This window comes from Ruegeria sp. CL7, assembly GCF_056536445.1.
Genome location: NZ_JBQFPQ010000003.1, coordinates 292318 through 315242 on the forward strand (window position 1 = coordinate 292318; position 22925 = coordinate 315242).

The 22925-nt window shown below is 57.0% G+C and carries 22 protein-coding genes and 1 tRNA gene; 12 read left to right on the forward strand and 11 right to left on the reverse strand.

The window, feature by feature from the left end:
• Nucleotides 1-5 precede the first annotated feature (5 nt).
• Nucleotides 6-1514, reverse strand: a complete 1509-nt coding sequence (locus ACR0LI_RS11675; protein WP_209834398.1) for a PAS-domain containing protein — start codon at nt 1512-1514, stop codon at nt 6-8.
• Between the two features lie 66 nt (nt 1515-1580).
• On the reverse strand, nt 1581-2978 hold the full coding sequence (regB, locus tag ACR0LI_RS11680; RefSeq protein ID WP_171635312.1) for a sensor histidine kinase RegB: 1398 nt from the start codon (nt 2976-2978) through the stop codon (nt 1581-1583).
• Nucleotides 2979-3068: 90 nt separating this feature from the next.
• Between regB and ACR0LI_RS11685 the strand changes: the two genes are divergently transcribed.
• The 3 genes from ACR0LI_RS11685 (at nt 3069) to ACR0LI_RS11695 (ending at nt 4803) form a co-directional block, all read left to right on the forward strand.
• The gene (locus ACR0LI_RS11685; RefSeq protein ID WP_480718549.1) at nt 3069-3695 is read left to right on the forward strand and encodes an SCO family protein; all 627 of its coding nucleotides are present in this window, start codon (nt 3069-3071) and stop codon (nt 3693-3695) included.
• An 80-nt stretch (nt 3696-3775) separates the two neighbouring features.
• The gene (locus ACR0LI_RS11690; RefSeq protein WP_480718550.1) at nt 3776-4330 is read left to right on the forward strand and encodes an ActR/PrrA/RegA family redox response regulator transcription factor; all 555 of its coding nucleotides are present in this window, start codon (nt 3776-3778) and stop codon (nt 4328-4330) included.
• Nucleotides 4331-4431: 101 nt separating this feature from the next.
• Nucleotides 4432-4803 carry a VOC family protein gene (locus ACR0LI_RS11695; RefSeq protein WP_171635307.1) on the forward strand — a complete coding sequence of 124 codons (372 nt, stop codon included), beginning with the start codon at nt 4432-4434 and terminating at the stop codon, nt 4801-4803.
• A 78-nt stretch (nt 4804-4881) separates the two neighbouring features.
• Here ACR0LI_RS11695 and ACR0LI_RS11700 read toward each other — a convergent pair whose 3' ends face one another.
• Complete coding sequence (locus tag ACR0LI_RS11700) at nt 4882-5598, reverse strand: SGNH/GDSL hydrolase family protein (protein WP_480718551.1); 717 nt, start codon at nt 5596-5598, stop codon at nt 4882-4884.
• 48 nt (nt 5599-5646) lie between these two features.
• Nucleotides 5647-6240: an HD domain-containing protein gene (locus ACR0LI_RS11705; protein WP_171206515.1), complete on the reverse strand. Its 594-nt coding sequence runs from the start codon at nt 6238-6240 to the stop codon at nt 5647-5649.
• 206 nt (nt 6241-6446) lie between these two features.
• Between ACR0LI_RS11705 and ACR0LI_RS11710 the strand changes: the two genes are divergently transcribed.
• The 4 genes from ACR0LI_RS11710 to ACR0LI_RS11725 all read left to right on the forward strand — a co-directional run bounded on the left by ACR0LI_RS11710 (nt 6447) and on the right by ACR0LI_RS11725 (nt 9498).
• Nucleotides 6447-6761: a hypothetical protein gene (locus ACR0LI_RS11710; RefSeq protein WP_171635301.1), complete on the forward strand. Its 315-nt coding sequence runs from the start codon at nt 6447-6449 to the stop codon at nt 6759-6761.
• Between the two features lie 103 nt (nt 6762-6864).
• On the forward strand, nt 6865-8253 hold the full coding sequence (ahcY, locus tag ACR0LI_RS11715) for an adenosylhomocysteinase (protein WP_171116646.1): 1389 nt from the start codon (nt 6865-6867) through the stop codon (nt 8251-8253).
• 13 nt (nt 8254-8266) lie between these two features.
• Nucleotides 8267-9016, forward strand: coding sequence for an extensin-like domain-containing protein (locus ACR0LI_RS11720; protein WP_480486214.1), 750 nt, complete (start codon nt 8267-8269; stop codon nt 9014-9016).
• Nucleotides 9017-9156: 140 nt separating this feature from the next.
• Nucleotides 9157-9498 (forward strand): DUF2853 family protein, encoded by a 342-nt coding sequence (locus ACR0LI_RS11725; RefSeq protein ID WP_171171577.1) that lies wholly within the window; start codon nt 9157-9159, stop codon nt 9496-9498.
• 217 nt (nt 9499-9715) lie between these two features.
• Here the strand turns inward: ACR0LI_RS11725 and ACR0LI_RS11730 are convergent, their stop codons facing one another.
• The 5 genes from ACR0LI_RS11730 to tsaD form a co-directional block, all read right to left on the reverse strand.
• On the reverse strand, nt 9716-11029 hold the full coding sequence (locus ACR0LI_RS11730; protein ID WP_480620646.1) for a hypothetical protein: 1314 nt from the start codon (nt 11027-11029) through the stop codon (nt 9716-9718).
• Between the two features lie 161 nt (nt 11030-11190).
• Nucleotides 11191-11613, reverse strand: coding sequence for an EVE domain-containing protein (locus ACR0LI_RS11735; RefSeq protein ID WP_171723979.1), 423 nt, complete (start codon nt 11611-11613; stop codon nt 11191-11193).
• Entirely contained in the window at nt 11613-11882 is a 270-nt protein-coding gene (locus tag ACR0LI_RS11740; RefSeq protein WP_171116638.1) for a YciI family protein, read from the reverse strand. Before ACR0LI_RS11740 ends, ACR0LI_RS11735 begins: the two co-directional genes overlap by 1 nt.
• A gap of 1 nt (nt 11883) precedes the next feature.
• Nucleotides 11884-12846, reverse strand: coding sequence for an NAD(P)H-dependent glycerol-3-phosphate dehydrogenase (locus tag ACR0LI_RS11745; RefSeq protein WP_480620647.1), 963 nt, complete (start codon nt 12844-12846; stop codon nt 11884-11886).
• Complete coding sequence (gene tsaD / locus ACR0LI_RS11750; protein WP_210093109.1) at nt 12843-13940, reverse strand: tRNA (adenosine(37)-N6)-threonylcarbamoyltransferase complex transferase subunit TsaD; 1098 nt, start codon at nt 13938-13940, stop codon at nt 12843-12845. The genes ACR0LI_RS11745 and tsaD overlap by 4 nt, the downstream gene beginning before the upstream one ends.
• 86 nt (nt 13941-14026) lie before the next feature.
• Between tsaD and ACR0LI_RS11755 the strand changes: the two genes are divergently transcribed.
• The 3 genes from ACR0LI_RS11755 to ACR0LI_RS11765 are packed head-to-tail and all read left to right on the forward strand — an operon-like array spanning nt 14027 to nt 17561.
• A complete protein-coding gene (locus tag ACR0LI_RS11755; protein WP_480491632.1) occupies nt 14027-14752 on the forward strand; it encodes a uroporphyrinogen-III synthase in 726 nt (241 codons plus the stop codon).
• Between the two features lie 54 nt (nt 14753-14806).
• Nucleotides 14807-16057, forward strand: a complete 1251-nt coding sequence (locus tag ACR0LI_RS11760) for a COG4223 family protein (protein ID WP_480718552.1) — start codon at nt 14807-14809, stop codon at nt 16055-16057.
• Nucleotides 16058-16067: 10 nt separating this feature from the next.
• Nucleotides 16068-17561 carry a heme biosynthesis HemY N-terminal domain-containing protein gene (locus ACR0LI_RS11765; protein WP_480491628.1) on the forward strand — a complete coding sequence of 498 codons (1494 nt, stop codon included), beginning with the start codon at nt 16068-16070 and terminating at the stop codon, nt 17559-17561.
• A 201-nt stretch (nt 17562-17762) separates the two neighbouring features.
• Here the strand turns inward: ACR0LI_RS11765 and ACR0LI_RS11770 are convergent, their stop codons facing one another.
• Complete coding sequence (locus ACR0LI_RS11770) at nt 17763-19973, reverse strand: hypothetical protein (protein ID WP_480718553.1); 2211 nt, start codon at nt 19971-19973, stop codon at nt 17763-17765.
• On the opposite strand from ACR0LI_RS11770, the gene ACR0LI_RS11775 reads away from it, so the two are divergent.
• Together ACR0LI_RS11775 and ACR0LI_RS11780 are read left to right on the forward strand one after the other, a co-directional pair.
• The gene (locus ACR0LI_RS11775) at nt 19867-20841 is read left to right on the forward strand and encodes a viperin family antiviral radical SAM protein (RefSeq protein ID WP_480718554.1); all 975 of its coding nucleotides are present in this window, start codon (nt 19867-19869) and stop codon (nt 20839-20841) included. The two genes, ACR0LI_RS11770 and ACR0LI_RS11775, sit on opposite strands and share 107 nt — an antisense overlap.
• 562 nt (nt 20842-21403) lie before the next feature.
• Complete coding sequence (locus tag ACR0LI_RS11780; RefSeq protein WP_480718555.1) at nt 21404-22306, forward strand: class I SAM-dependent methyltransferase; 903 nt, start codon at nt 21404-21406, stop codon at nt 22304-22306.
• 498 nt (nt 22307-22804) lie between these two features.
• Here the strand turns inward: ACR0LI_RS11780 and ACR0LI_RS11785 are convergent.
• Nucleotides 22805-22891: transfer RNA gene (locus ACR0LI_RS11785), tRNA-Leu, on the reverse strand.
• Nucleotides 22892-22925: the final 34 nt, after the last annotated feature.

Below are 22925 nucleotides of genomic sequence, written 5' to 3' on the forward strand. Positions count from 1 at the left end.
CCGGTTCAGGCGCTGATCTGTTCCATCGCGGTGGATTTCGAGGGAAACTCGGATTGCGTAAACCGCACGATTGTCGCGCCGTTATGAACCGGTGTGACGGTGCAATCCACGGTTATGCCGGTTCTCATCTGGATTTCAGCTGTCCATTCGGCGCGGTTTTCCCGCATTTCGACAAAATCCCGCACCTCACCCAAAACCGGCGTCGCAATACAAAGGTCTTGCCAGCGTCGCGTGACATCGGTGACCGTTTCGCTTTGGAACCCGACCTCGTGCGCGTCTCCCCACAGCTTTTGATACGCATAGTTGGTGAAGGCCAGCGTACCGTCATCTGCAAAGACGGCAATCGCGTCCGCCAGTTTGTCCAGGATGGACTGCATCAGATCCATTTCTGATCGAAAGCGCCGCGTCAGGGTGATTTCGGCGGTGATATCCTCGAATAGAAACGCCACTGCGCCGTCCGGGTGAGGGCGGCCGCTGACGGAATAGACCGATCCGGATGGCAGCGACCACGTCTCGTGGTAGTTTCCATCTTCAGCCGCTTCGAGAAGGTCGTTCATCTGACGCCGCCAGCTGCGGTAATTCTTCGGTTCGGGCATCATGTGTTGATCCCGCAAGCGGTCGAAGAAACTGCTCAGGCTGGGGCGGCAACTGAGGAAATCGGGCGGCAACGTGGTCAGATCGATCAGGGCCGGGTTGAACAGGGCCAGTTGCCGATTGCGGTCAAAAATGGCGAGACCAATGGACAATTGGGCAAAGGTCTTGGTCATGGTCTGCACGAATTTGCGCTGGGCGGTTTCCGCCTCGACAATCGCGTTGACGTCAACGGCATAGCATAGATGACCGTTCTCGTGTTCGATCCGAGTCAAATCGAACCAAAGCTTGCGATCAGTATCTGCAACATCCACCGACACGCGGGTTTTTCCGGTAGGTCTTGTGGCATCCTCCGGGCTTTCAAAAAGCGGCGCAGTCAGATCGGCGTCCTGATCACGCGCCTTTTGAACAAGTGCGACATAGGCGGCATTGCACCATTGCACCCGATTGTCGTTATCCGCCAACCATACAGGGTAAGGGGCCAGATCCATTGCCAGACGAGTCGGTTCGCCTGGGGAAACCGATCCGGCCGAGGAGGTCCTGGCGCATTCGCAAAGTCGAACGCGGACGATACCGTCGATCCACTCACACACGACTTCTCGTTCAACCGTGCAGTCAATGGCCGATACCAAGATTTTGCCCTGATCGCGCACTTTGTCGGAAGTTTCGGGAAAGGTGGGGAAATCCCTTTGCAACAAGCGCCGCAGGTCCAGCCAGTTTTCAATATGCTCAAACCCGGCCAGTGCGAAATCAGAATGGCTGATCAGTTGGTTGCCATCGAAAAGGAATACGGCATCAAACAGCGAGGTGTTCGAAAACAAACCAAAAGCCTTGTCGCGCTGAGCCCGGCGTGGCAACAGCCACAGAACGGCGAAACAGCACGAAACAAGACTGATCGCGGCCAGAATAATCCAATCGGCCATCAAATTCCCCAAGCCTGAACGATACAAGGACAGACTATGCGTGGGATTGGTTAACGGTCTCTTAATTCACACCTGGATGCGCGTGTTGGATCCCGACGGGACCGGGGTGTCACCCTTCTGTGCATCGATCAGTTTGCGTGGCCAGGTCACCTTGACGATTGCCCCGCGCCGTTCAGGATTGTCGGTCAGATGCTGGTAGGGGTCCGAACCATTGGCGAATTCCAGTTCGGCGCCGCTGCGTTCCAGCAGGGTTTTGGCGATGAACAATCCCAGGCCCATCCCTTCGTATTCCGGGCGTGCTCTCTGATCGGATTCTGCCCGTCTTCGGCGCATAAACGGATCCCCGATGCGTCCGATCATGTGGGGCGGATATCCCCGCCCGTCATCCATGATGCTGACGGTGATCCTGCTGTCGGTCCATTCGGCCTCGACCCAGACATTTGCGCGGGCGAAATCCACGGCATTCTGAATCAGGTTGCGCAAACCGTGAATGATCTCGGGTTTGCGCAGGATCGAGGGCTGCTGAACATCCCCGTCCTGCGCGGGGCCTTCAGAGAAATGAACCTCTTTGCCGCGACCGACATGTGGTTCGGCCGCTTCGTTCACCACTGTCGAAAGCGGTGCCTGCCGCAGGTGCAGATCATCTTTGCCCGCCCGCCCCATGTCGCGCAGAATGTCACGGCAACGGTCTGCCTGCTCGCGGATCAAAGCGGCGTCATCTTTCAGGTCCGGACGGTCGTCCAGTTCTTCGATCAGTTCCGCGCTGGTCAGTTTTATCGTCGCCAGAGGCGTGCCCAGTTCATGCGCGGCAGCGGCGACGACGCCGCCCAGATCGGTCAGCTTCTGTTCGCGCGCCAGCGCCATATGCGTGGCGGCCAGCGCTTCGGACATGGATTGGACTTCGGAACTGACGCGGTGGGAATAGGCGCCGATGAAGACGATGGCGATGATGATCGCGGCCCAGTTTCCAAACAGAAGGATATCGGGGATATCCAGAACAAGCCCCAGACTTGTCCGCAACGGAAGGTGAAATTCCGCCAGCACAGTTGTCAGAACGATTGCGACGGCGCCGACAATCAGGGTTGATCGTGTGCTCATGACATTGGCTGAAATCGTGACCGGGCCCAGCAGAAGCAGCGCAAACGGATTGTTCAGCCCGCCGGTCAAGTACAGCAGAATTGACAATTGCAGCAGGTCGAACAGAACCATCAGGAAGTTTTCAAACTCGGTCAGGCGCTTGTTTTGCGGAAACAGCAATATGGCAGTCAGGTTACCCATGACCGAGATTCCGATGGCCAGGTAACACAGGCCCAGTTCCAGCTGCACGTCATAATATCGCTGGGCCACCGTGATTGCGGTGAGCTGGCCGATGATGGCCACCCATCGCAAAAGGATCAGGGTTCGCAGGCGAATCCAGCTGCTGCGTTCCTGGCCGCGCCAAAAAGTCTGATTGGATTCTGCCATCGGTCGCTTATGTCCTGTTGCATCGGCTGGTCATCTTGATAGGTGTCCCGGCCGGAACGATCAACAACCCCCTGAGACCGGATAATCGAAATGACCCGCCTTCTCGCAATTCTCGCAACTCTTGTTCTGGCTATCGGACTTGGGGCCATGTGGATTCTGACACGGGGTGGCGGGTCCGATGACAAGTTCGCACAATGTCGGTCCAGCCAGATCGCCGGGGGTGCCGCCGCAATTGGTGGACCATTTGAACTGGTGAACGGTAAAGGCGAGACGGTTACGGAAAAAGATGTGATTACCGAACCGACGCTGGTTTACTTCGGATACACGTTCTGCCCGGACGTTTGCCCGTTCGACATGTCCCGCAACGCCGAGGCTGTCGATATTCTGGCTGAACGCGGGCTGTCGGTGACACCTTTGTTCATCTCGATTGACCCGGATCGCGATACGCCCGAAGTCATGGCCGACTATGCTTTCAATCTCGGGGGCAAGACGATCGCCCTGACCGGCTCGCCCGAACAGGTCAAGGCGGCCAGCAAGGCCTACAAGACCTATTACAAAGCGCATGACAAAGGCGACGAATTCTATCTGGTTGACCATTCCACCTTTACGTATCTGGTTACACCCGAAAATGGATTTCTGGAGTTCTTCAAGCGCGAAGACACGGCCGAACAGATGGCGGACAAGGTTGCATGCTTCCTGGAACAGGCCGCGTCGTAACAAGGTTGTTTGACCTTTGTTCCCGCGCTGCTATTACTCATGTTCGAGCCAAAGGCATGAAATAGCGAAAGACCTAACATATGGCAGACACTTCTCAGCTTGACATCGGCCCTGACAAATCCCTGCTTTTGGTTGATGATAACGAGCCGTTTCTGAGACGTTTGGCCAAGGCCATGGAAAAGCGTGGCTTCGAGGTTGAGACAGCAGGATCCGTCGCGGCAGGGCGCGCGATATCCACCGCCCGGCCCCCGGCTTATGCCGTCGTCGATCTGCGGTTGGAGGATGGCAACGGATTGGACGTTGTCGAGGTATTGCGGGAAAAACGCCCCGACAGCCGAGTTGTTGTTCTGACCGGATATGGTGCGATCGCGACCGCCGTCGCGGCAGTCAAGATCGGCGCGACCGACTATTTGTCAAAGCCTGCGGATGCCACCGACATCACGAACGCATTGCTGGCAAAGGGTGACGAGATGCCCCCGCCGCCGGAAAACCCCATGAGCGCGGACCGTGTGCGCTGGGAACATATCCAGCGCGTTTATGAGCTGTGTGACCGGAATGTTTCCGAAACCGCGCGACGGTTGAATATGCATCGGCGGACGTTGCAGCGGATACTGGCGAAACGCAGCCCGCGTTAGGTCTGCCGGCCGCTCGATGACGGTTTAGTGACTTGTAACCTTGGACCCTGTCGAGGACTGTTTGGCACATCTGGAATCTTTTGTCAGAACAGGACCACTTTATGATCGGATATGTAACCGTTGGCGTTTCGGACATGGCGCGCGCCAAGGACTTCTATACCAAGCTTTTCGCGGACAAGGGCGCGAAAGTGGTTATAGACGCAGGCCGGATCGCGTTCATCGGCAACAAACCCGACGCGCCGATGCTGGCGGTGTGCGAGCCCTACGACGGCAATGTCTGCGCCGCCGGAAATGGCAACATGGTCGCCTTTGCAGCCGACTCCAAGGATGAGGTCAAGGAACTTTATGACAAGGCAATCAGCCTGGGTGCGGTGGACGAAGGCGAACCTGGTCAACGCGTCCCCGACAGGTTCTATGGTGCCTATGTGCGTGACCCGGATGGCAACAAACTGTGCTTCTACGTCTTTGGCTGAAACAGGGCGAACACAAACCCTGCCTAAGTTTCAGACAGGTCTGCGGGCAGCGGAGCTGACCGTACCCATTCAGTAGCTTCAGGGTGAGCAGGAGATTTCTGCGCAGAGCTGCCGCGCCAGCTGACGATATCCGGTTGCGTTGGGATGCAACCCGTCCGATGTCCAGTCGGCGGTTTTTTCGGCGAACCCGTCCGGCGGGGTCAGAAACGTGCAGTTCGCCATATCCTGACAGGCCTGTTGTGCAGCCGAATTGAAGGCCGTTCGAAACGCCTCTTGTTCCGCGGTCCAGTTAGCACCGGTGACGGGCAACACAGCACGCCAGATCAACCTGTCAGCAGGTATGAACAGGGCCTTCAACTGTGCGACATAGCCTGCAATCTTCTCTGGCGGTGTGGCCGTCAGAGCGTCATTGACCCCGATTCCCAGATACCATGTCGGGACATGGGCAATCAGTTCCGGTTTTGCTCTTGCGATCAGGCCCGGGGTGGTGTCGCGGCTGATCCCAAGGTTCAGCGCGTTGGGCAGGACGTTGCTGGTCAACCACCCTTCGATTATGGAATCGCCGATGAAAGCGATCTGAATATCCGGTGAGGCGAGCGCCTGAGAAATCGGCCGCTCGTGCAGCCAGACCATGAGCTTGTAGTGATCGGTTTCCGTGACCGGGACATATGTGCCCGAGATTTTTCTGAGCGCCTTCGAGACATACCCGGTTTCGACCAACGCCGCCGCAAGACCAAAAGTCAGCACGACGTTGACGACAAGCAAAACTCGGGTTCCGGTCTTTGTTTTCATCATTCTTCCACCAGTTCCCCCGTACCACTCACCGCATTCGGAAAGCGCCTCTCAGATCTGAGCGATCAATTCTGCGTGCCGCGCCGTAAAGGCGTGCCGCACCTCGACCGGGGGGCGCAGCCTGATCTGTAAACCCGCCATGATCCCCCTGTCCGGGCGACCAAAGAATTTCGTGGCTTCGGCCTCGGAAAACCCGGCAATCTGTGTCGCCTCCATCCAGGCGCTGATCTTGTCGGCCTTCTTGATCTGGCGTTTCACCGTTTTCGGCACCTCAGCCGGAAGTCCAAACCGTATATGGATTGCTGCCGCCAGCCGGTCGTCCAACGCGCCATAATCTGGGCCGACGGCGGATTTCACGGGCGAGATCATATCGCCGATCACATATTCGGGCGCGTCATGTAACAGGGCCGCCAAACGCCATTTCATGGGTGTTTTTGGGGCAATACGGCCAAAAATCTCTTCAACCAGCAGGGAATGTTCGGCCACGGAATAAGCGAAATCGCCGTTTGTCTGACCGTTCCAACGAGCGACAAAGGCAAGGCCGTGTGCGATGTCTTCAATCTCGATATCCACCGGTGTCGGGTCCAGCAGGTCCAGCCTGCGACCCGACAGCATCCTTTGCCACGCTCTGGGTTGTGTTGCCATTCTGCTATGCCTTGTGAAGTTGGACACGTTCAATTCGCGTTTTTATGGTATGATGTACCTGTCTGGATCACACGCTGCCAACATTTTCTTGAGCGTTCGTGCTTTGAAACGGCGCGGTATGATCCCGACATTAAAGACTGAGGGGGGTGCATTCTCCTCCCAGTGTGCCCCTCTCGAACTGAAACACGTATCGAAAGGAGCACCCTATGTTCAAACGTTTATTCGCAATCGCGCTGACCTTCGGAATGGCCGCCACCGCGCCGCCTGCCTTTGCCCAGAATTGTGCGGCACGGGATCACATCATATCCAGATTGCAGGAGAATTATGCCGAGGAATTGGCCTTTGGCGGCCTGCAAAAAACACGCGGCGCGCAATCGGTGATGGAGGTTTGGACCTCGAAAGAAACGGGAAGTTATACCGTTTTGGTAACCAATGCGAACGGTATCAGCTGTATTGTTGCCGTTGGCACCGATTTTTTTGAAGCGATACCAAAGATCGAAATTGAAGGCACACCAAGCTGATATTGGCCATATCGTTTCCGATCACAGTCTTCAAAGTTGCCACCTGCCCCAAGGAATGCTAGGGGCAGCCGGGACTGTGATTTACCGGAAAATGGAGCACCTGATGGCCGGGGACTATATCGTTAAAGACATTTCATTGGCTGGCTTTGGCCGCAAAGAGCTGGACATAGCCGAAACCGAGATGCCGGGCCTGATGTCCCTGCGCGCGGAATACGGCGACAGCAAGCCGTTGAAAGGGGCGCGTATCGTCGGGTCGTTGCACATGACCATCCAGACGGGCGTTCTGATAGAAACGCTGGTGGCGCTGGGTGCGGATGTGCGCTGGGCGTCGTGCAACATCTTCTCGACCCAGGACCACGCCGCCGCCGCGATTGCCGAGGCGGGTATTCCCGTCTTCGCCGTCAAGGGCCAGACACTGGAAGAGCACTGGGATTATCTGGACAAATCCTTCCTGTTCGAGGAAGGCCCGAACATGATCCTGGATGATGGCGGCGACGCGACGCTGTACATCCTGCTGGGTGCCCGTGCCGAAGCGGGTGAGGACATCATCCCTGTTCCGGGTTCGGAAGAGGAAGAGGTGATCAAGAAGCAGATCGCCAAGCGTATGGCGGCAAGCCCGGGCTGGTTCACAAAGATGCGGGATCAGATCAAGGGTGTTTCCGAGGAAACCACCACTGGTGTGAACCGCCTGTATCAGCTGGTCAAGGAAGGGCATCTGCCGTTCCCGGCGATTAACGTGAATGACAGCGTCACCAAGTCGAAATTCGACAACAAATACGGCTGCAAGGAATCGCTGGTCGACGGTATCCGCCGCGCCACCGACACGATGATGGCCGGCAAGGTTGCAGTGGTCTGCGGTTACGGTGATGTGGGCAAAGGCTCGGCCGCGTCGTTGCGCGGTGCTGGTGCCCGTGTGAAAGTCACCGAAGTCGACCCGATCTGCGCCCTGCAAGCCGCGATGGACGGGTTCGAAGTGACCCTGCTGGAAGACGAAGTTGCCACCGCGGATATCTTCATCACAACCACCGGCAACAAAGACGTGATCCGCATCGAGCATATGCGCGAGATGAAGGACATGGCCATCGTCGGCAACATCGGCCACTTCGACAACGAAATTCAGGTGGCCAGCCTGAAAAACCACAAATGGACCAACATCAAGGAACAGGTGGACATGATCGAGATGCCCTCGGGCAACCGCATCATCCTTTTGTCCGAAGGCCGTCTGCTGAACCTGGGCAATGCCACCGGGCACCCGTCCTTCGTGATGTCGGCCTCGTTCACCAACCAGGTTCTGGCCCAGATCGAGCTGTTCACCAAGGGTGACCAGTACGAGAACAAGGTCTACATCCTGCCCAAGCATCTGGATGAGAAAGTGGCCCGCCTGCATCTGGATCGCATCGGCGTGAAGCTGACGCAGATGGATGCGGATCAGGCCGCGTACATCGGTGTCAAACCGGAAGGTCCGTACAAGCCGGAACACTACCGCTACTGATCGCAGTTTGGGTATGACGCAGAAATCTGGGCGCCGCCGGTATTTGTACCTGGCGGCGTCTTTCTTTTTCAGGCTGGCGGTTGTTGTGATCCTTTTGGGCGGTGGTGTCTGGTGGGTGTTGGCGCATCCCGAAACGCCGATACCGTCACATTGGAACCCGTTGCGTGATCTGAAGGTAACCGCCCCGATCACACCCGTCACCAAGCTCCAACTGAACCGCGCATTGGCGAGCGAAGCACAGTGCCGGGCCGCTCTGGAAGACGCAGGTGTTCGGTTTGAGGCGATGGCGGACCTGGTTGTCGATCAGAATTGCGGCATCGCTGGTCGGGGTCGTCTGACCAAATTGGTGACATCAGGGATCGAGGATGTTGAAACCAGTTGCGCCACGGCTTTGCGCCTGACCATGTGGGAATACCACGTCGTGCAGCCCGCCGCACGCGATCTGCTTGGGTCCAACGTTTCCCGATTGCGCCACATCGGCAGTTACAATTGCCGCCCCATGCGCACCGCGCAGGGTGAAAACGGTGGGTGGAGCAGCCATGCCCGCGCGGATTCGATAGATATCGTCGGTGTGGATACCGTTGACGGTCGGACGCTGACCTTGTTGTCAAACTGGCAGGGCTCCGGACCGGAAGGCGCCTTTTTTCGACGGATCTGGCGCGGGGCCTGCGGTTGGTTTCGCGTGGTTCTTGGACCCGATTTCAATCGTTTGCACGCGGATCATTTCCACTTGCAAGGCCCGGGGTGGGGCTATTGCCGCTAGGCTTTTCAGCAAGAAACGTGCAGGCTGCGACCAAGGGGGAGAAATCGCAAATTTTTTTCCTTTTGGAAAAGCCTGCGACGCGGCTAGTCTTTCGATCATCGGTAAAAGGTGCCGGGTAAACGGATCAAGGAGACTAGGATATGGGCAAGCGCGACGAGCTGATCGCCAAATACGCAGAAGACCTGAAAACCAAATGCGGGATGGACCCCGATATGGACCTGCTGACCAAGGTCACCATCGGTTGTGGTCCGGCGATCTATGACGCAGATGCGGCAACTGTCGCGGCCAGCCAGGACTCGGAACTGGAAACCGTCAAGAACAACTTCCTGATCAAAAAGCTGGGTCTGGCAGATGGCCCCGAGCTGATGGAAGGGATCAACAAAGCCATGGAAACCTATGGCATGTCCGAGCGCAACAAGTACCGTGCCGTTGTCTATTATATTTTGACCAAGCATTTCGGAAAAGAATCCGTTTACAGCTGACCCGGTCGATTCTGCCAAGCGCCCGCCGAGATTCTGGCGGGCGTACTTAATTTGAGTTTCAATTTAAAGACTTGGCATTTGAAACCAAGGGTGCGGTTGCGCTAAGTTCAACCTGTGACCAGGACGGTCAGAACCAGATATTTCCATACGCGTGTGGTGAGTAGGGAGCACGCGGGGGTAGGGAAGGTTCTGTATCGTCAGAGCCTTCCCTCGTTTCTTATCTGAGTTCGCCAAGAATACGCGCAATGAAATTGTCGAATGCCGTGGGCCTTGGGTCCGAATTCCTGGATGACGCGCCACCGCTGCCTGCCAAGTAGACTTCTATCCGCCCCGGACGGGTCTTGCTGCCCGAATTCGTGAAGTCCCTCAATATTCCGCCAAGAGCATCAGCTGCCAGCGCCGCGTTTTCAGCGTCGCTTGGATGGTAGAAACGAACCTGTGTTTCTCTGACCCGAAAACCCACGCGGTCTGTTGACACAACCGTCGCGCGGCCCTGTGTAAGCAGTTCCAAAGCCCGGCTGCTGGCGTCTTGTGACACTCTCAAGGGAACAAAAAGCGAGACTTCCAGATCAATGGGGGATTGTGCGGGCGAAAGCGGTTTAACCTCTGCATAAGACGGGGCTGCAGAAAAAGTGATCTCTTGCTGGACAGGGTCCAAAACCATCAAGGACGTCTGCGAAAAGCTGTCTTTGTTCGACCGGTTGGTGTGGCGCCACGGAGGTTCGGCAGAAGCTGGAAACAGGGTTTGAAAATCCGCAGAAGAAGCGGTGGCCAAGATGGGTTCGAGCTGTGGCGGAATGAATATGGCTGGCGGGGACAAAGACACGACCGGTTCCGCTTCTGGGGTTGGGGGTCTTGGTTCCACCCTGTCTTGGTCATCCGCAGCCGAAATGCCTTCGGCAGGAACGGGTGGCGTCACGAGCGCCTCAACCGAGACGCTCTGGTCGAGAGATGCGCCTGTGATCGCACCCTCGGCCTCTTCGATGGTTGCGGGGGTGGAAACGGGCGCGACTTCGGAAGACGCTGAATCGGCGAGGTCCTCGGCTGCTTGTGTGTCTCGTGGGGCCGGTGACTCAGCGATTCTGACGGTGGGCGCTCTGTCTGAAAGCAGCTCCTCGATTTCAGGAAGAGTTTCAGTCGCCGCATCCAGGCTGGCTGGTGGCCTTCCACCGGTGGAGCGCCAAGTTCCGGCAATATGTGTGACCGCCCATTGCAGGATCGCGCCGCAAACCAAGGCGGCCAGAATAATACCTGCTCTGACCAAGGGTTTTTTCCTGGTTTTTGGTTCTTCCAAATGCAGGGAACGGACCCGGTCTGATACGATCTCTTCGATTTTGGTTTCGTCTGGCCGGGGCAGGTGCTCTGTCTCGGAAGGTTTCAGGGTGGGCTTTTCCTGCGCTTCACCCTGCGCCCCGCTGAGCAGTCTGGCACGCTTTTCACGCGCCTCTTTCAGGCGCGCTTCCCAGTTTTTTGAATTCTTCGCAGCAACGGCGTCTTCGAATATCCCATTGCCGCCTTCGTCGTCAGACATGGGTTTTTGCTTTCAAGAAAGACCGATCTTTATTCGAACACCACCCGGCAATTTCGATCGCACAAAACCGCGACCGACATGATCTCACCCGGCAAAGCCCAAGGAAAGATAGCATCTTGCCAGGGGTTTGAGAAGTTCTGCGCCCGGCGCCATTTTCCCGTTCAATCAGGCTGGGTTTCACCCAGCATGCAAATCACCCGCCAGTCATCCTCGGTCACGGGTTGCACCGACAAGCGAGAATTCTTCACCAGCACCATGTTGGCCAGACGCTCGTCCGCCTTGATCTGGTCCAGCGTTACGGGTTTGGAAAAGGGCCGCACGGCTTTGATGTCGACACACTCCCACCGTTCATCATCGGTGGTGCTGTCGGGATGGGCCTCGGCACAGACTTCGACAATGCCAACAACGGACTTGTCCTTTTGCGAATGGTAGAAGAACCCCCGGTCCCCAACTTTCATCTGACGCATGAAATTGCGCGCCTGATAATTGCGCACTCCGTCCCATTCCTCGCCCGCGTCGCCCTTTGCGACTTGCTGATCCCAACTCCAGGTCGACGGTTCTGACTTGAACAACCAATAGGCCATCAACCGATCACCTTTTTCCACGGGATCAGCTCAACCGATTGGAACAATCCTGCCTTTGCGTAAGGGTCGCCGTCGGCCCATGATTGTGCTGCGGCCAGGTCCTCCACATCGAGGATTATCAATGAACCGATCATGGCGTCACCGTTCAGCAACGGTCCGGCCTGTGACACGACGCCGGTTTCTTCGATATAGGCCAGGTGGGCCGAGCGGTTGTCCAATCGGGTTTGCAACGCGTCTGGTTTGTCACGAGCGATGAGGGCGATCAGCATGTTATTCCTCCTTGAGGGGTCGATTTAGCAGGTTTTGAATGGCTTCGGTGACACTGTAGGCGCCATGGCTCAGGTCCGCCACCGTGGCGCTGATGGGCATATCCAGCCCCTCCCTGGCGGCAATGTCCGACATGGCACGAGCGGTGGCGACGCCTTCAACCGTTGTTTGGCTGTCAAAGGGTCGATTCAGACCCAAACTAAGGCCAAAACGATAGTTTCGGGACAGTTCGGAAGAGCAGGTCAGCACAAGATCCCCCAGTCCGGACAAACCCATCAGGGTGTCTGGGCGCGCGCCGCGCATCGCGGCAAAGCGCTGCATCTCAGCAAACCCGCGGGTCATCAAGGCCGCCCGGGCGCTGTCTCCCAGACCTGCGCCGATGGCGGCACCGCAGCCAATGGCCATGACATTCTTCAGTGCGCCGCCAAGTTCAGCGCCGATCGTGTCTGTGGTGCGATAGAGGCGCAGGTTCGCTGTCGTCAGTTCGGCCTGAAGCGCCTGGCCTAGTTCCGTATCCTCGCAAGCCAGCGTCAAAGCGGTGGGCAGGCCATGTGCAATGTCATCTGCAAAACTGGGCCCGGTCAGCAGCGCGACGCGGGCGTCCGGCACGCCCTCTTTGATGACCGCGACAGGTCCAAGCCCCGAGGTCAGTTCAATTCCCTTGCAGCAGGCCACCAGAGTCTTGCCGCGCAGGGCCGGGGCGTGATCCTGCAAAGCGCTGCGCAATTTCTGCATTGGGACGGCTAACAAAAGCGTGTCAGCCCTGAGCGCCTCGGCGATATCCGCGGTCACGGTGATGCCCTTGGGCAAGGTTATGTTGGGCAGCCGGGTTGCATTTTCGCGCGTCTCGCGTATCTGCTGCGCCTGATCGGCGTTTCTTGACCACAGTGTCACTGGCCCGTTGCCTGCCAGTGAGATAGCCAGAGCAGTGCCAAACGCACCGGAGCCCAGAATGGATACACTCATGCCTTGGCCCCTTTCTTGCCGCCGCCCAGCATGGCCGGGCTGTGCTGATCCAGAGGCCAGCGAGGGCGGGCGGTCAGGTCCAGCCCGTCCCGCGCGCCGGTACGAAAGCGTTCCAGGCCAGCATAGGCTATCATCGCCGCGTTGTCCGTGCACAACGCCAACGGGGGGGCGGTGAATCTGGTGTTCTTTTCAGCACAAACAGACTCTAATGCAGACCGAATGGCCGAATTCGCGGCAACCCCTCCGGCAACGGCAATCACGGGTTCAGACGGAGAGGTTTCCAGATACAGATCAATCGCTCGCCGGGTCTTTTCGGCCAACGTGTCCACAATCGCCTGCTGGAATCCAGCGCACAGATCTGCGCGGTCCTGGCGCGTCAAGCCACCCTTTTCGTTCACGATCTGGTCGCGCATCCGCATCAAGGCCGTTTTCAATCCCGAAAAGGACAGATCGCAACCGGGTCGGTCCAGAAGCGGCCTGGGAAATCGAAAGCGTTTGGGATCACCGGCGCGCGCCTCGGCTTCGACGGAAGGGCCACCAGGTTGCGGCAGGCCCAGAAGGCGGGCGGTTTTGTCGAAGGCCTCGCCTGGTGCATCGTCGATGGTGCCGCCAAGGCGGGTAAAATGTTCGGGCTCGTGGGCGATCAGGAATTGGCAGTGGCCGCCAGACACCAGAAGCATCAGGTAGGGGAAGGCAATGTTGTCCGTCAGTCGTGGTGTCAACGCGTGACCGGCAAGGTGATTGACACCCACCAGCGGCAGACCGGTTGCCGCACTGATCCCCTTGGCGCACATGACGCCTGACATGACCCCTCCGATCAGACCCGGCCCGGCGGTGACCGCAACGGCGTCCACGTCCTTCAGGGAAAGACCAGCGGTGTCCAGCGCTTGCAGAACGCAGACATCCAGCTTTTCCGCATGCGCCCGGGCCGCGATCTCGGGCACGACGCCACCAAAAGGACTGTGCAGTTCGGTTTGGCCATGCACCACGGATGACAGGATTTCGGCCTTGGCGCCCGTCGTTTGGCGCACGATGGCCGCGGCGGTATCGTCGCAGCTGCTTTCCAATCCCAGTACGGTAAGTGTTTGCACCATCACCCTGATCCGTTGCATCATGATCTAACGGCGGGGTATCACCCTGCGCGGATGCAAACAATCCTGAAGGGCCAAGGGGCCGCACGTTGTATTTGTTGATGACCCGCCCGCGCGCTGCCTCTGAACGGTTCGTCGCGCAGCTGCCGACCCGCACCAAATCCCGGGTTCAGGTCATCTATTCTCCGATCATGGAAATCCGGCCGCTGCCGGTCGAGGTTGAGACCGAGGGTGTGCAGGGATTGATTTTCACGTCGGCCAATGCGGTGAACGCGGCGGCCCTGAAAGGTGTGGACCGCAACCTGCCCGCCTTCTGCGTCGGACCGACAACGACCAGCACAGCGAAGGGTTGCGGCTGGCAGGCCGAAATGGTCGGGGCCACGGCGGAAGAACTGGTGGGACATCTGCTGAAGCGGAGGCCCAAAAGCCCGCTGTTGCATTTGAGGGGTGAGAACACGCGCGGCAATGTTGCCGGTCGACTGACCGAATCCGGCTTGACCGTGGGGGAACTGCCAGTCTACCAGCAATTGCTGTTGCCGCTAACATCCGAAGCGACCCGGGTGGCAGCTCTGGATTCGCCGGTAATCGCACCGCTTTTTTCACCAAGAACGGCGCGACATTTTGCCGATATTTGGACCGGATCCGCGCCTTTGTGGTTGGCCGCAATCAGTCAGGCCACGGCGGATCCCCTTTATTCATTGGACTATGCGCGCCTGAAGATCGCAAAGAAGCCGACACCAAAGAAAATGCGTAAGGCTGTCAAAAAGCTTGTGAAACATGCGTTGCGGGTTGAGGGCGGCGCGGTCCCCGATTAACTTGAGTGGGGCTGTTATTCATCTGAATTTGGATTCGATAAGGGGAATATTGCGGTGGCTGGTAAGAAAAAGTCCGAAGAAAAGCCGGTGGAAACCCCCAAGGCAGATGACGTCGTCGAACCCGAACTGCAACAGGAAGATACACCTGTTGACCCGACTGAGGCCGTAGAAGAAGAACTTTCCGAAGCCGAAGCCGAAGCCGAAGCCGAAGCCGAAGCCGAAGCCGAAGCCGAAGCCGAAGCCGAAGCCGAAGCCGAAGCCGAAGCCGAAGCCGAAGCGTCGACTGAAGATACTGCCCTGGTCGAAGAAAAAGTGGTCGAGCGTGTCGTTGAAAAGCGTGGCGGATTTGTTCCCGCTTTGCTGGGCGGTGCCATCGCTGCCGCCGTCGGGTTTGCGCTGGGCAATGGCGGGTTGTTGTCAACTGGCTCGGACAGCTCGGATACCTTGGCAGCGTTGGAATCCAAACTGGCAGACCAGTCCGACCAGATTGCCAAGCTGTCTCAGGCGCTTGCAAACAGTCCGGATGTTGCTGGTTTGACGGATCAGGTCAAAGCGCTGTCCGACAAATTGACACCCGTGGAAAGTGACCTGAGCGCGATCAAATCCACAGTGGATACGCTGTCAGGCCAAATCGGACCATTGTCAGAGCGCATTGCGACGCTTGAGAAAACCCCGATCGAATCCAGCGTGTCGCCCGAATCCATGGCCGCCTTCGAAGCTGAGCTGAAGAAGCTTCAGGACTCGCTGGCCTCGCAACGGGCCGAGGTTGAAAAAATGGTTTCCGACGCTCAGGCGCTGGAGGCGAAAGCAACAGCCGATGCGCAGGCTGCGGCCAATGCCGCTGTTCTGTCCCGCTTGCATGGGCAACTGGATGCGGGTCAACCCTATTCCGATCTGGTTGCAGAACTGAAAGCAGGCGGTGTGGATGTACCGGATGCCCTGTCCGGGCCGGCTGAGAAGGGTGTTGAAACACTCTCTTCTCTGCGCGATAGTTTCGCGCCTGCGGCCCGAACCGCGCTGGCCCAAGCCCGTGAAGCCGGCAAGGGCACCGGCCTGATCGCATTCCTGCAACGTCAAACGGGTGCACGCTCGGTCACGCCACAGGAAGGGGATGGACCAGATGCCATCCTGTCACGGGCACAGGCTGCGCTTGCGGACGGAGACCTGGCCAAAGCCTTGAGCGAACTGAAATCACTTCCCGAAGCGGCACAGGCTGCAATGTCCGATTGGGAACAGGCGGCCAAAACACGGGTCGCCGCCGTCGATGCGGCGAATACACTGGCTTCCAGCCTGAACTCGAACTGAAGGACCTGCCATGCTGTGGTCACTGTTTAAGATCCTCGTTTTTGTTGCGATTATCGGCCTGCTGGCGTTGGGCGGTCACTTCCTGATGCAAACCAGTGGCGGGGTTCAGATCACCGTCGCGGGCACGGAATTCACGCTGGGGCCGCTTCAGTCAGTGATCGCGCTGGCTGTGTTGGTTTTTGCGGTCTGGCTGTTTTTCAAGTTGCTCAGCCTGCTGATCGCAACGCTGAAATTCCTGAACGGTGACGAAACTGCCTTGTCCCGGTATTTTGACCGCAATCGCCAGCAAAAGGGATACCAGGCGCTGGCTGATGGTCTATTGGCGCTGGCCTCGGGCGAAGGGCGCGTGGCGATGACCAAAGCCAGCAAGGCCGAAAAACTGCTGAACAAGCCCCAGCTTACCGACCTGCTGGTGGCACAGGCCGCCGAGATGACCGGGGATACGAAAAAGGCATCGGATACTTATAAAAAACTGGTGACCAACAGCGCCACCCGTTTCGTCGGCGTGCGCGGGATCATGAAGCAGAAGCTGGCCGAAGGTGATGATGAAACGGCCCGCAAACTGGCCGAGAAGGCCCTGGCGATCAAACCACGTCATGAAGAAACGCAGGACGTGCTGCTGAACCTGCAAACCAAGGCGCAGGATTGGGCCGGTGCACGTTCGACTCTGACGGCCAAGTTGAAGGCCGGGTACTTGCCGCGCGATGTCTTCAAACGGCGTGACGCGGTTTTGGCCTTGTCCGAAGCCAAGGGAATTCTGGACGAAGGTGCGACGGTCGAACAGCAGGAGCGCGCGATTGAAGCCAATCGCCTGTCGCCTGATCTGGTGCCAGCCGCTGCCATGGCGGCCCGCGCGTATATCGCCAAAGGCAAACCCCGGGCCGCAACCAAGATTCTGAAAAAAGCATGGGAGGCTCAGCCGCATCCGGATCTGGCCCATGCCTTTGCCGACATCGTGCCGGATGAAACCCCTGATCAACGGATCAAGCGGTTCACCGCGTTGACCCGGATTCACCCCGAAAACATGGAAACGCGTCTGATATTGGCCGAACTGAACATCGTGGCCGAAGACTTCCCAGAAGCCCGCCGTGCGCTGGGCGATGTGGTCGAAACGCAGGGAGATGCGCGCGCCTATACGTTGATGGCCGCTATCGAACGGGGCGAGGGGGCCTCGGACGCCATTGTGCAAGGCTGGTTGGCCAAAGCGCTGAATGCGCCGCGTGGTCCGCAATGGGTGTGCACCAATTGCCATGATATCCAACCTGAATGGGGACCGGTCTGCCAGAACTGTGGCAGCTTCGACACGCTCAGCTGGCAGACACCACGAACACCCGAAATCGCAAGCGCGACCGGCGTACATATGTTGCCTTTGATCGTTGGTGCGCTCGAAGATCAATCCGAAGAGCCAGAAGTCATGGAGCCCGCGGACGAGGATGATGTGGTCGAAGTGACACCAGAGTCGGCAGAGGTGGCAGACGAAGGCGAGGTTCAAAAGCAGGCCTGAGCCCTGCAACGCCTTTTTTGCAGCCGGCCTGATCCTCCGCATTCCAAGGGGCAGGATGTTGGTGACGGCGTCGGGCCGTCAGGCATTTCTGGGCAAAACACATGATCCGCCACAGCGGTGCCATTGACAGTGTTGGTGCCTCTTCGCCGGTCTTTCGCGGTTTTCGGCCCAGATCCTGACGGTACGTGCATTTGTTCGTAGTCAGCGCCTCTGGCTGCGCTGATTGCGCGCCCTCTTTCGCCGCGTCGTCCCTGCGTAGGGTTGATACAGCTCTTCCCAAAAATGGGTTTCCGCCGTGACAACCACCCACTTGTCCGTTGGCGGGACGTCCACGACTCCGAACATGATCACATCTCTTACCAACCCGCCGTGATTTCGCTGATTGTATGCTGACTTCGTCAATTCCAGCCCAAGCAGGTCAAGTGAGAGAAGGCCGCGTGTCGGGCCGAAGCTTTGTATCCGCGTCAGTTCGATTGCTTCCTTCAAGCATGTTTTTGCCTGGTTCCATTCATTGAGATTAATGTGGTGCCGCGCTTTTTGGTGAAGCCAAACCGGACGCCAGCGGTCCGAAGGGTCAAGCTCTTTCGTCTCACTCAGCAGTTTGTCGACGCGTGCCTTGTCGCCCTTCTGACGAGTCGCTTCAAGCGCGTCCCGGAACCAAACGCCCTCCAGCGCAGTTCCCTTTGCGATTGCCGCGAGTCGGTTCGTCGAGGTGGCCCGGATCACGTCAGGAACGTTCGCATCCTGCGCAAGATTGTTCAGAAACCAAAGGCGCGTTTCCTTTTCTATTTCCTCCACGGCAGCCTGACGATCCAGTCTTTCACAATGCCACTGGTGATCCTGAAATTCGGCCACGACGTTTTTTAATGACTGGTTTTCGCGTTCAAAGATTTTTCTGAACGCGTCGCGATCCCCGGAACCGGGGATGTAAGCCTGTAGTCGATCACCGTCTTGTATCTCGGAAAAGCGTCGGCTCAGGCGTTCACAGATACCTGCGCGTGTTGCATCCGGATACTGGAAATTCGAGGGCAAGATTGTCGCAAGCGCACTCACCATCCAAGGAACGCAAGCCTTCAGTTTGGCCTCGAAATGTTGGTCCTGAGCCCATATTCCCTCCCCAGCCGTGTTGCGATGGGCTTCCAGCGTCAGGTTGTAGACCAGCTTGAAGATGTGGGTCAGTTCCAGAATGCGGTTTTCACGGGGATCGGCGCATGTGGGCTGAACATCCGGGCAAAGCAGTTTGAGAAGGCGCAGGTAACCGTCCTGCATCGCGCGCGCGAACAACAACATTTGGCGAATGGTCTTCATGCTGCGCCGCGCGAAGCGCCGACTTACAAGAAAGGTAAATCTTGCCTTTTCGTCCTCCGGCGGATGCCCATTCAGGGCGCGGCTCAGGGCGTCTTCTGAAATGTCCAGGTCAAAACGCAACCGTGGGATGGTAAGATTCCGGGCCTGAATGAAATTCCGGGCCGACTGGTAGTTGTATTCCAGATCTTGGCCCGTGTCGTATTCCCAGCATCCGGAAAACGGTAGTCGGGATCCCGGGTTTGGTCCTGTATCCCCGGACTTAGTCAACCTGTCGGGAAATGTGCGTGTGATACTGTCCTGGTCAGGAAGAGCCATGCCTTGTTGCCAGCGATAAAGGGCCCGCGCGATTTTTGCTTTGGGGTCTTTGTCCGGGTTGCAGATTCCATTTTCGATATGATCTTCCGCCAAACGAACAGCGTAGCCCTCAACTGACAGACCGATCAAATCGAAGGCCCAATCCAGAACCTGTTGAACCGGAAGCCGAAGCCTTGATGGGTCTGCGGGATCCGGTTCCGGCAAAAACCAAAACCGCCCGTCCGGCAAACCGTCATCCGAACGGTCGTCGATCATCCAGAATGCGGCCCGTCGGGCAGCGCCCGGCACGTACAGGTGAATCAAAAGCTCCCAGACTATATGTTGGATCGGCGCATCGAATGCCCAAAGCTCCTGCTCGATCCGCCAAAAGAACATTACCACTTCCCAGATATTTTGTTCGGCATCCCGGACCGCGCTCTCATCAAACTCAAGAGCAACAAAGAGCTCCCTACAACTTCTACGATGCTCTTTTTCGATCTGCTTCATCGAAAGCTCTCGCCGAAGAAGGCGCGTCTTTTCGCGCTTGCCCATTACTGAGCCAAAGAAAGACCGGGACAGTTCGACAAAGATGGCTTCTGGTGGAGGTACAAGTGCCAAGAGAACCCTCGTAATCAGCGTAAATATTTGGCAATAAATGTTATTATTTAGTAGTGCAATTCCGGAAAATTGGTTTGCACGCTTCATGTCAGATATTTTGAAGCGCGCCGATGGCAGGTTCGAATCATGTAATGAACATGGAGAACCTAACGTGGAAACTTCCCTGAAACACAGCATCGACCAAATGGTCATCAATTGGCACGTCAACGAAACTTGCAACTACCGGTGCGTGTATTGCTATGCCAAGTGGGAACGACCGCCTTCAGTGCGCGACGTGATCCGCCAACCGGAAAACACAGCCAATTTGCTGAAATCGCTCTGGGCATTTTTTGATCCTGCAAATTTGAAGAACCCTTTGAAGGACACTTTGACTTGGCGGCGTGTCCGTCTCAATTTTGCAGGGGGTGAGCCATTGTTGTGTCGCGCTGACTTGATCCGTGCCGTTGAGCTGGCCGCCCAGATCGGGTTTGATGTTTCGATCATTACCAACGGCAGCAGGCTTGATTCAGAAACCATGTCTGCCCTGGCGCCGCATCTCGATTGGCTTGGAGTAAGCCTGGATGCAGCTGACATGCGCACGAACAAGGCGATCGGCCGCGAAGATCGTCGCTTTCGGCAGTTGGATCCAGAGGCTTTGAGGGACAGCGTCGCAACGGCACGCTCAAACAACCCTGACCTGAAGCTGAAGATCAATACGGTTGTGAGTTCTCAGAATCACGAGGCGGACTTGACTCGAGTCATTGCGCGACTGTCACCCCACAAGTGGAAGATCCTCCGGGCGCTGCCAATGACAACCACGGCCGGCATGGTGACGGATGAGCAGTTCCGGGCCTTTGTGCACAGGCACCGCTCGTTGACGGACATCATACGCGTTGAAGACAACGCAGACATGCTGAAGTCGTACCTGATGATTGATCCCAAGGGCCGTTTTTTTCAGAACCACAATGATGCCCTGAAGGAAGGGTACCGATACAGCAGACCCATACTGGATGTTGGGCCGGGTGCGGCCTTGGAGTCCGCCGGATTCTCGGCGTTCGGTTTCGCCAACCGTTATCGATGAGCTTTTCGATGCAGAAGTATTGCAGCGTTAAGGATGTAAACAAGGTGATCGGGAAGCTTCCGGAGGCTGACAGGACCGTCAAACGCGGCCGGGTTCATGGGCGGCAATATGCGCGTTCTGCTTGAGCAATTAACCCGACAGATAACGGCAGATGTGATGCGTTCCTTATCTTCTCAGTCCGTCAGCGGCGACCAAGCTGCTGAATCTGCGCGCAAATGATGGGCTGGCATTGACGCCTCAGCAAAGGTGGGTTTGTCCGGTTTCACCGTTTTTCGAACCGGATCAACCTGCCAAAACCGTCAGATGAATGCTTCGAGCCCATGACGGAGGTGCTGTGGCGCCACTTTTGGCCAACACAGAACTCTATCCACTGAAGTCCCGCACCGTCGTGCTGACCACAAAGCGGTTGATCTTTCGGCTCAGGCATTCAACGTGCACCTGCTCGCGCCAAGAGCCTTGGCAAGACCTGGCCCGTCGACTGAAGGCCAGAAACTCAATCAATTGTAATCGCGCATTTCGTATCGTATTCAAAGGGCATCATTCCAGATGCGGGGCAGCCGGTATGAGAGACTTGCATGAAAGCTTCAACGAACTGACCGATGCCGATTGGCTTCAGCTATGGCTGGCTAAAGCTGAAAACAAAGGAGGCGAGCTTGCAAGCGCTCTGCCCGATTTTCCTCCAAATGATATTCAAGTCGAATATGTCGGAAGCGCGCTTTCCAGTGCAATCAGAGAAGCGTATGGTTTTTACGTGCACGCAAAGCAGATGTTTTCAACGCACGGCGAAAACCCGAGCAAGAACGATTGCTTTTTGGATTTCGGATGTGGTTGGGGACGGTATATTCGCCTGTTTTCTAAAGATTATCCAAGTCGATCAGTATTCGCGGCGGATGTAAATGCCAACATCATTGATGAGTGCCGGAAAAGAGATCTGCCAGGCGAGTTCATGCAAATTTCGCCATTGGGCGCGTTTTCGCTGCCCGGCGGCAAGATTTCGTCTGCAATGGCGTATTCAGTTTTCACGCATCTGCCAGAGGATGTTCATTTGCATTGGCGTAACGAGCTGGCGCGCGTTACCAAACCCGGCGCTGTACTGGTGATCACTGTCCAACCGAGGCGGTTCCTGAGATACATTGAAAATCGCGGACGCGAGATATTGGGCCCGAGAATACTTGGAAACAGAATAGGTTTGCTTCGTCACTTCCAACTTGGAAAACGAAGAGGTTCGAACGCTTGGCACAAGCTACTCGCAGAGTCCGCAGACAGGGTGCCCGAGTTTGCCGCGCGTTATGACAGCGGCGAACTGGTCTTCATGGAAGGTACCGATGGCAACAAGACTTACGGCGATGCGATCGTGCCCGTTTCCTATATCGAGGAGAACTGGGCCCCGGACTTCAAAGTTGTTGACGTCATAGATGACAAATCCAGGTTTGCTCAATCGGTCATCACGCTCAAACGGATTTGAACGCCAAGCAATTTACACAGGTTTTCGATCCGGACAAAGCACTCAGATCCCGGGTTGCAGCGTTCAACGCGTGCGCAAAAGCAATTGCCGAGAAAACAATCTTCGGCCTTGTCCCGCGTTGCAGGCATTCGCCCAGGCCTCCTGACCGGTAAACCGGCTGCTGGTGCGGCAGGACGTTGCCATGCGTTCGACAAATCCCTAGATGACGATAATTCCATTCCCATAGTCCTGAGCCACTTGGTTTCGCCAATGCGAACAAGCCGCCAGCATCAGCCAATTTGAATGGCTTTGGACTTCGCCATGCCGTTCGAATCAAAAGATCGGAAAGTGCCATTGGGGGCATCAAGCTCGTGTTTTTGAGGTAAAGCCCCAACCAAACCCTCACATGTCGTGTTTTCTGCGGGTATCGAGCGTTCCACCACGTTCCGGGCGATAACCGAGAATCGGTAAAACACTCAATGAAATTGAGCGTTTACGGCCATCTATGTTCGGAAGAGATGGTGCCCAGGAGAGGACTCGAACCTCCACGTCCATACGGACACTAGCACCTGAAGCTAGCGCGTCTACCAATTCCGCCACCTGGGCAGGTGTCGTGGAGGGGCGTTTAAGCCTAGTCGCG

What these genes read in the sequence shown, in the direction of transcription:
- ACR0LI_RS11675 (WP_209834398.1), bottom strand. Translation starts at nt 1,514, where the DNA reads ATGGCCGATTGGATTATTCTGGCCGCGATCAGTCTTGTTTCGTGCTGT.
- regB (WP_171635312.1), bottom strand. Translation starts at nt 2,978, where the DNA reads ATGGCAGAATCCAATCAGACTTTTTGGCGCGGCCAGGAACGCAGCAGC.
- ACR0LI_RS11685 (WP_480718549.1), top strand. Translation starts at nt 3,069, where the DNA reads ATGACCCGCCTTCTCGCAATTCTCGCAACTCTTGTTCTGGCTATCGGA.
- ACR0LI_RS11690 (WP_480718550.1), top strand. Translation starts at nt 3,776, where the DNA reads ATGGCAGACACTTCTCAGCTTGACATCGGCCCTGACAAATCCCTGCTT.
- ACR0LI_RS11695 (WP_171635307.1), top strand. Translation starts at nt 4,432, where the DNA reads ATGATCGGATATGTAACCGTTGGCGTTTCGGACATGGCGCGCGCCAAG.
- ACR0LI_RS11700 (WP_480718551.1), bottom strand. Translation starts at nt 5,598, where the DNA reads ATGATGAAAACAAAGACCGGAACCCGAGTTTTGCTTGTCGTCAACGTC.
- ACR0LI_RS11705 (WP_171206515.1), bottom strand. Translation starts at nt 6,240, where the DNA reads ATGGCAACACAACCCAGAGCGTGGCAAAGGATGCTGTCGGGTCGCAGG.
- ACR0LI_RS11710 (WP_171635301.1), top strand. Translation starts at nt 6,447, where the DNA reads ATGTTCAAACGTTTATTCGCAATCGCGCTGACCTTCGGAATGGCCGCC.
- ahcY (WP_171116646.1), top strand. Translation starts at nt 6,865, where the DNA reads ATGGCCGGGGACTATATCGTTAAAGACATTTCATTGGCTGGCTTTGGC.
- ACR0LI_RS11720 (WP_480486214.1), top strand. Translation starts at nt 8,267, where the DNA reads ATGACGCAGAAATCTGGGCGCCGCCGGTATTTGTACCTGGCGGCGTCT.
- ACR0LI_RS11725 (WP_171171577.1), top strand. Translation starts at nt 9,157, where the DNA reads ATGGGCAAGCGCGACGAGCTGATCGCCAAATACGCAGAAGACCTGAAA.
- ACR0LI_RS11730 (WP_480620646.1), bottom strand. Translation starts at nt 11,029, where the DNA reads ATGTCTGACGACGAAGGCGGCAATGGGATATTCGAAGACGCCGTTGCT.
- ACR0LI_RS11735 (WP_171723979.1), bottom strand. Translation starts at nt 11,613, where the DNA reads ATGGCCTATTGGTTGTTCAAGTCAGAACCGTCGACCTGGAGTTGGGAT.
- ACR0LI_RS11740 (WP_171116638.1), bottom strand. Translation starts at nt 11,882, where the DNA reads ATGCTGATCGCCCTCATCGCTCGTGACAAACCAGACGCGTTGCAAACC.
- ACR0LI_RS11745 (WP_480620647.1), bottom strand. Translation starts at nt 12,846, where the DNA reads ATGAGTGTATCCATTCTGGGCTCCGGTGCGTTTGGCACTGCTCTGGCT.
- tsaD (WP_210093109.1), bottom strand. Translation starts at nt 13,940, where the DNA reads ATGGTGCAAACACTTACCGTACTGGGATTGGAAAGCAGCTGCGACGAT.
- ACR0LI_RS11765 (WP_480491628.1), top strand. Translation starts at nt 16,068, where the DNA reads ATGCTGTGGTCACTGTTTAAGATCCTCGTTTTTGTTGCGATTATCGGC.
- ACR0LI_RS11775 (WP_480718554.1), top strand. Translation starts at nt 19,867, where the DNA reads ATGTCAGATATTTTGAAGCGCGCCGATGGCAGGTTCGAATCATGTAAT.
- ACR0LI_RS11770 (WP_480718553.1), bottom strand. Translation starts at nt 19,973, where the DNA reads ATGACCATTTGGTCGATGCTGTGTTTCAGGGAAGTTTCCACGTTAGGT.
- ACR0LI_RS11780 (WP_480718555.1), top strand. Translation starts at nt 21,404, where the DNA reads ATGAGAGACTTGCATGAAAGCTTCAACGAACTGACCGATGCCGATTGG.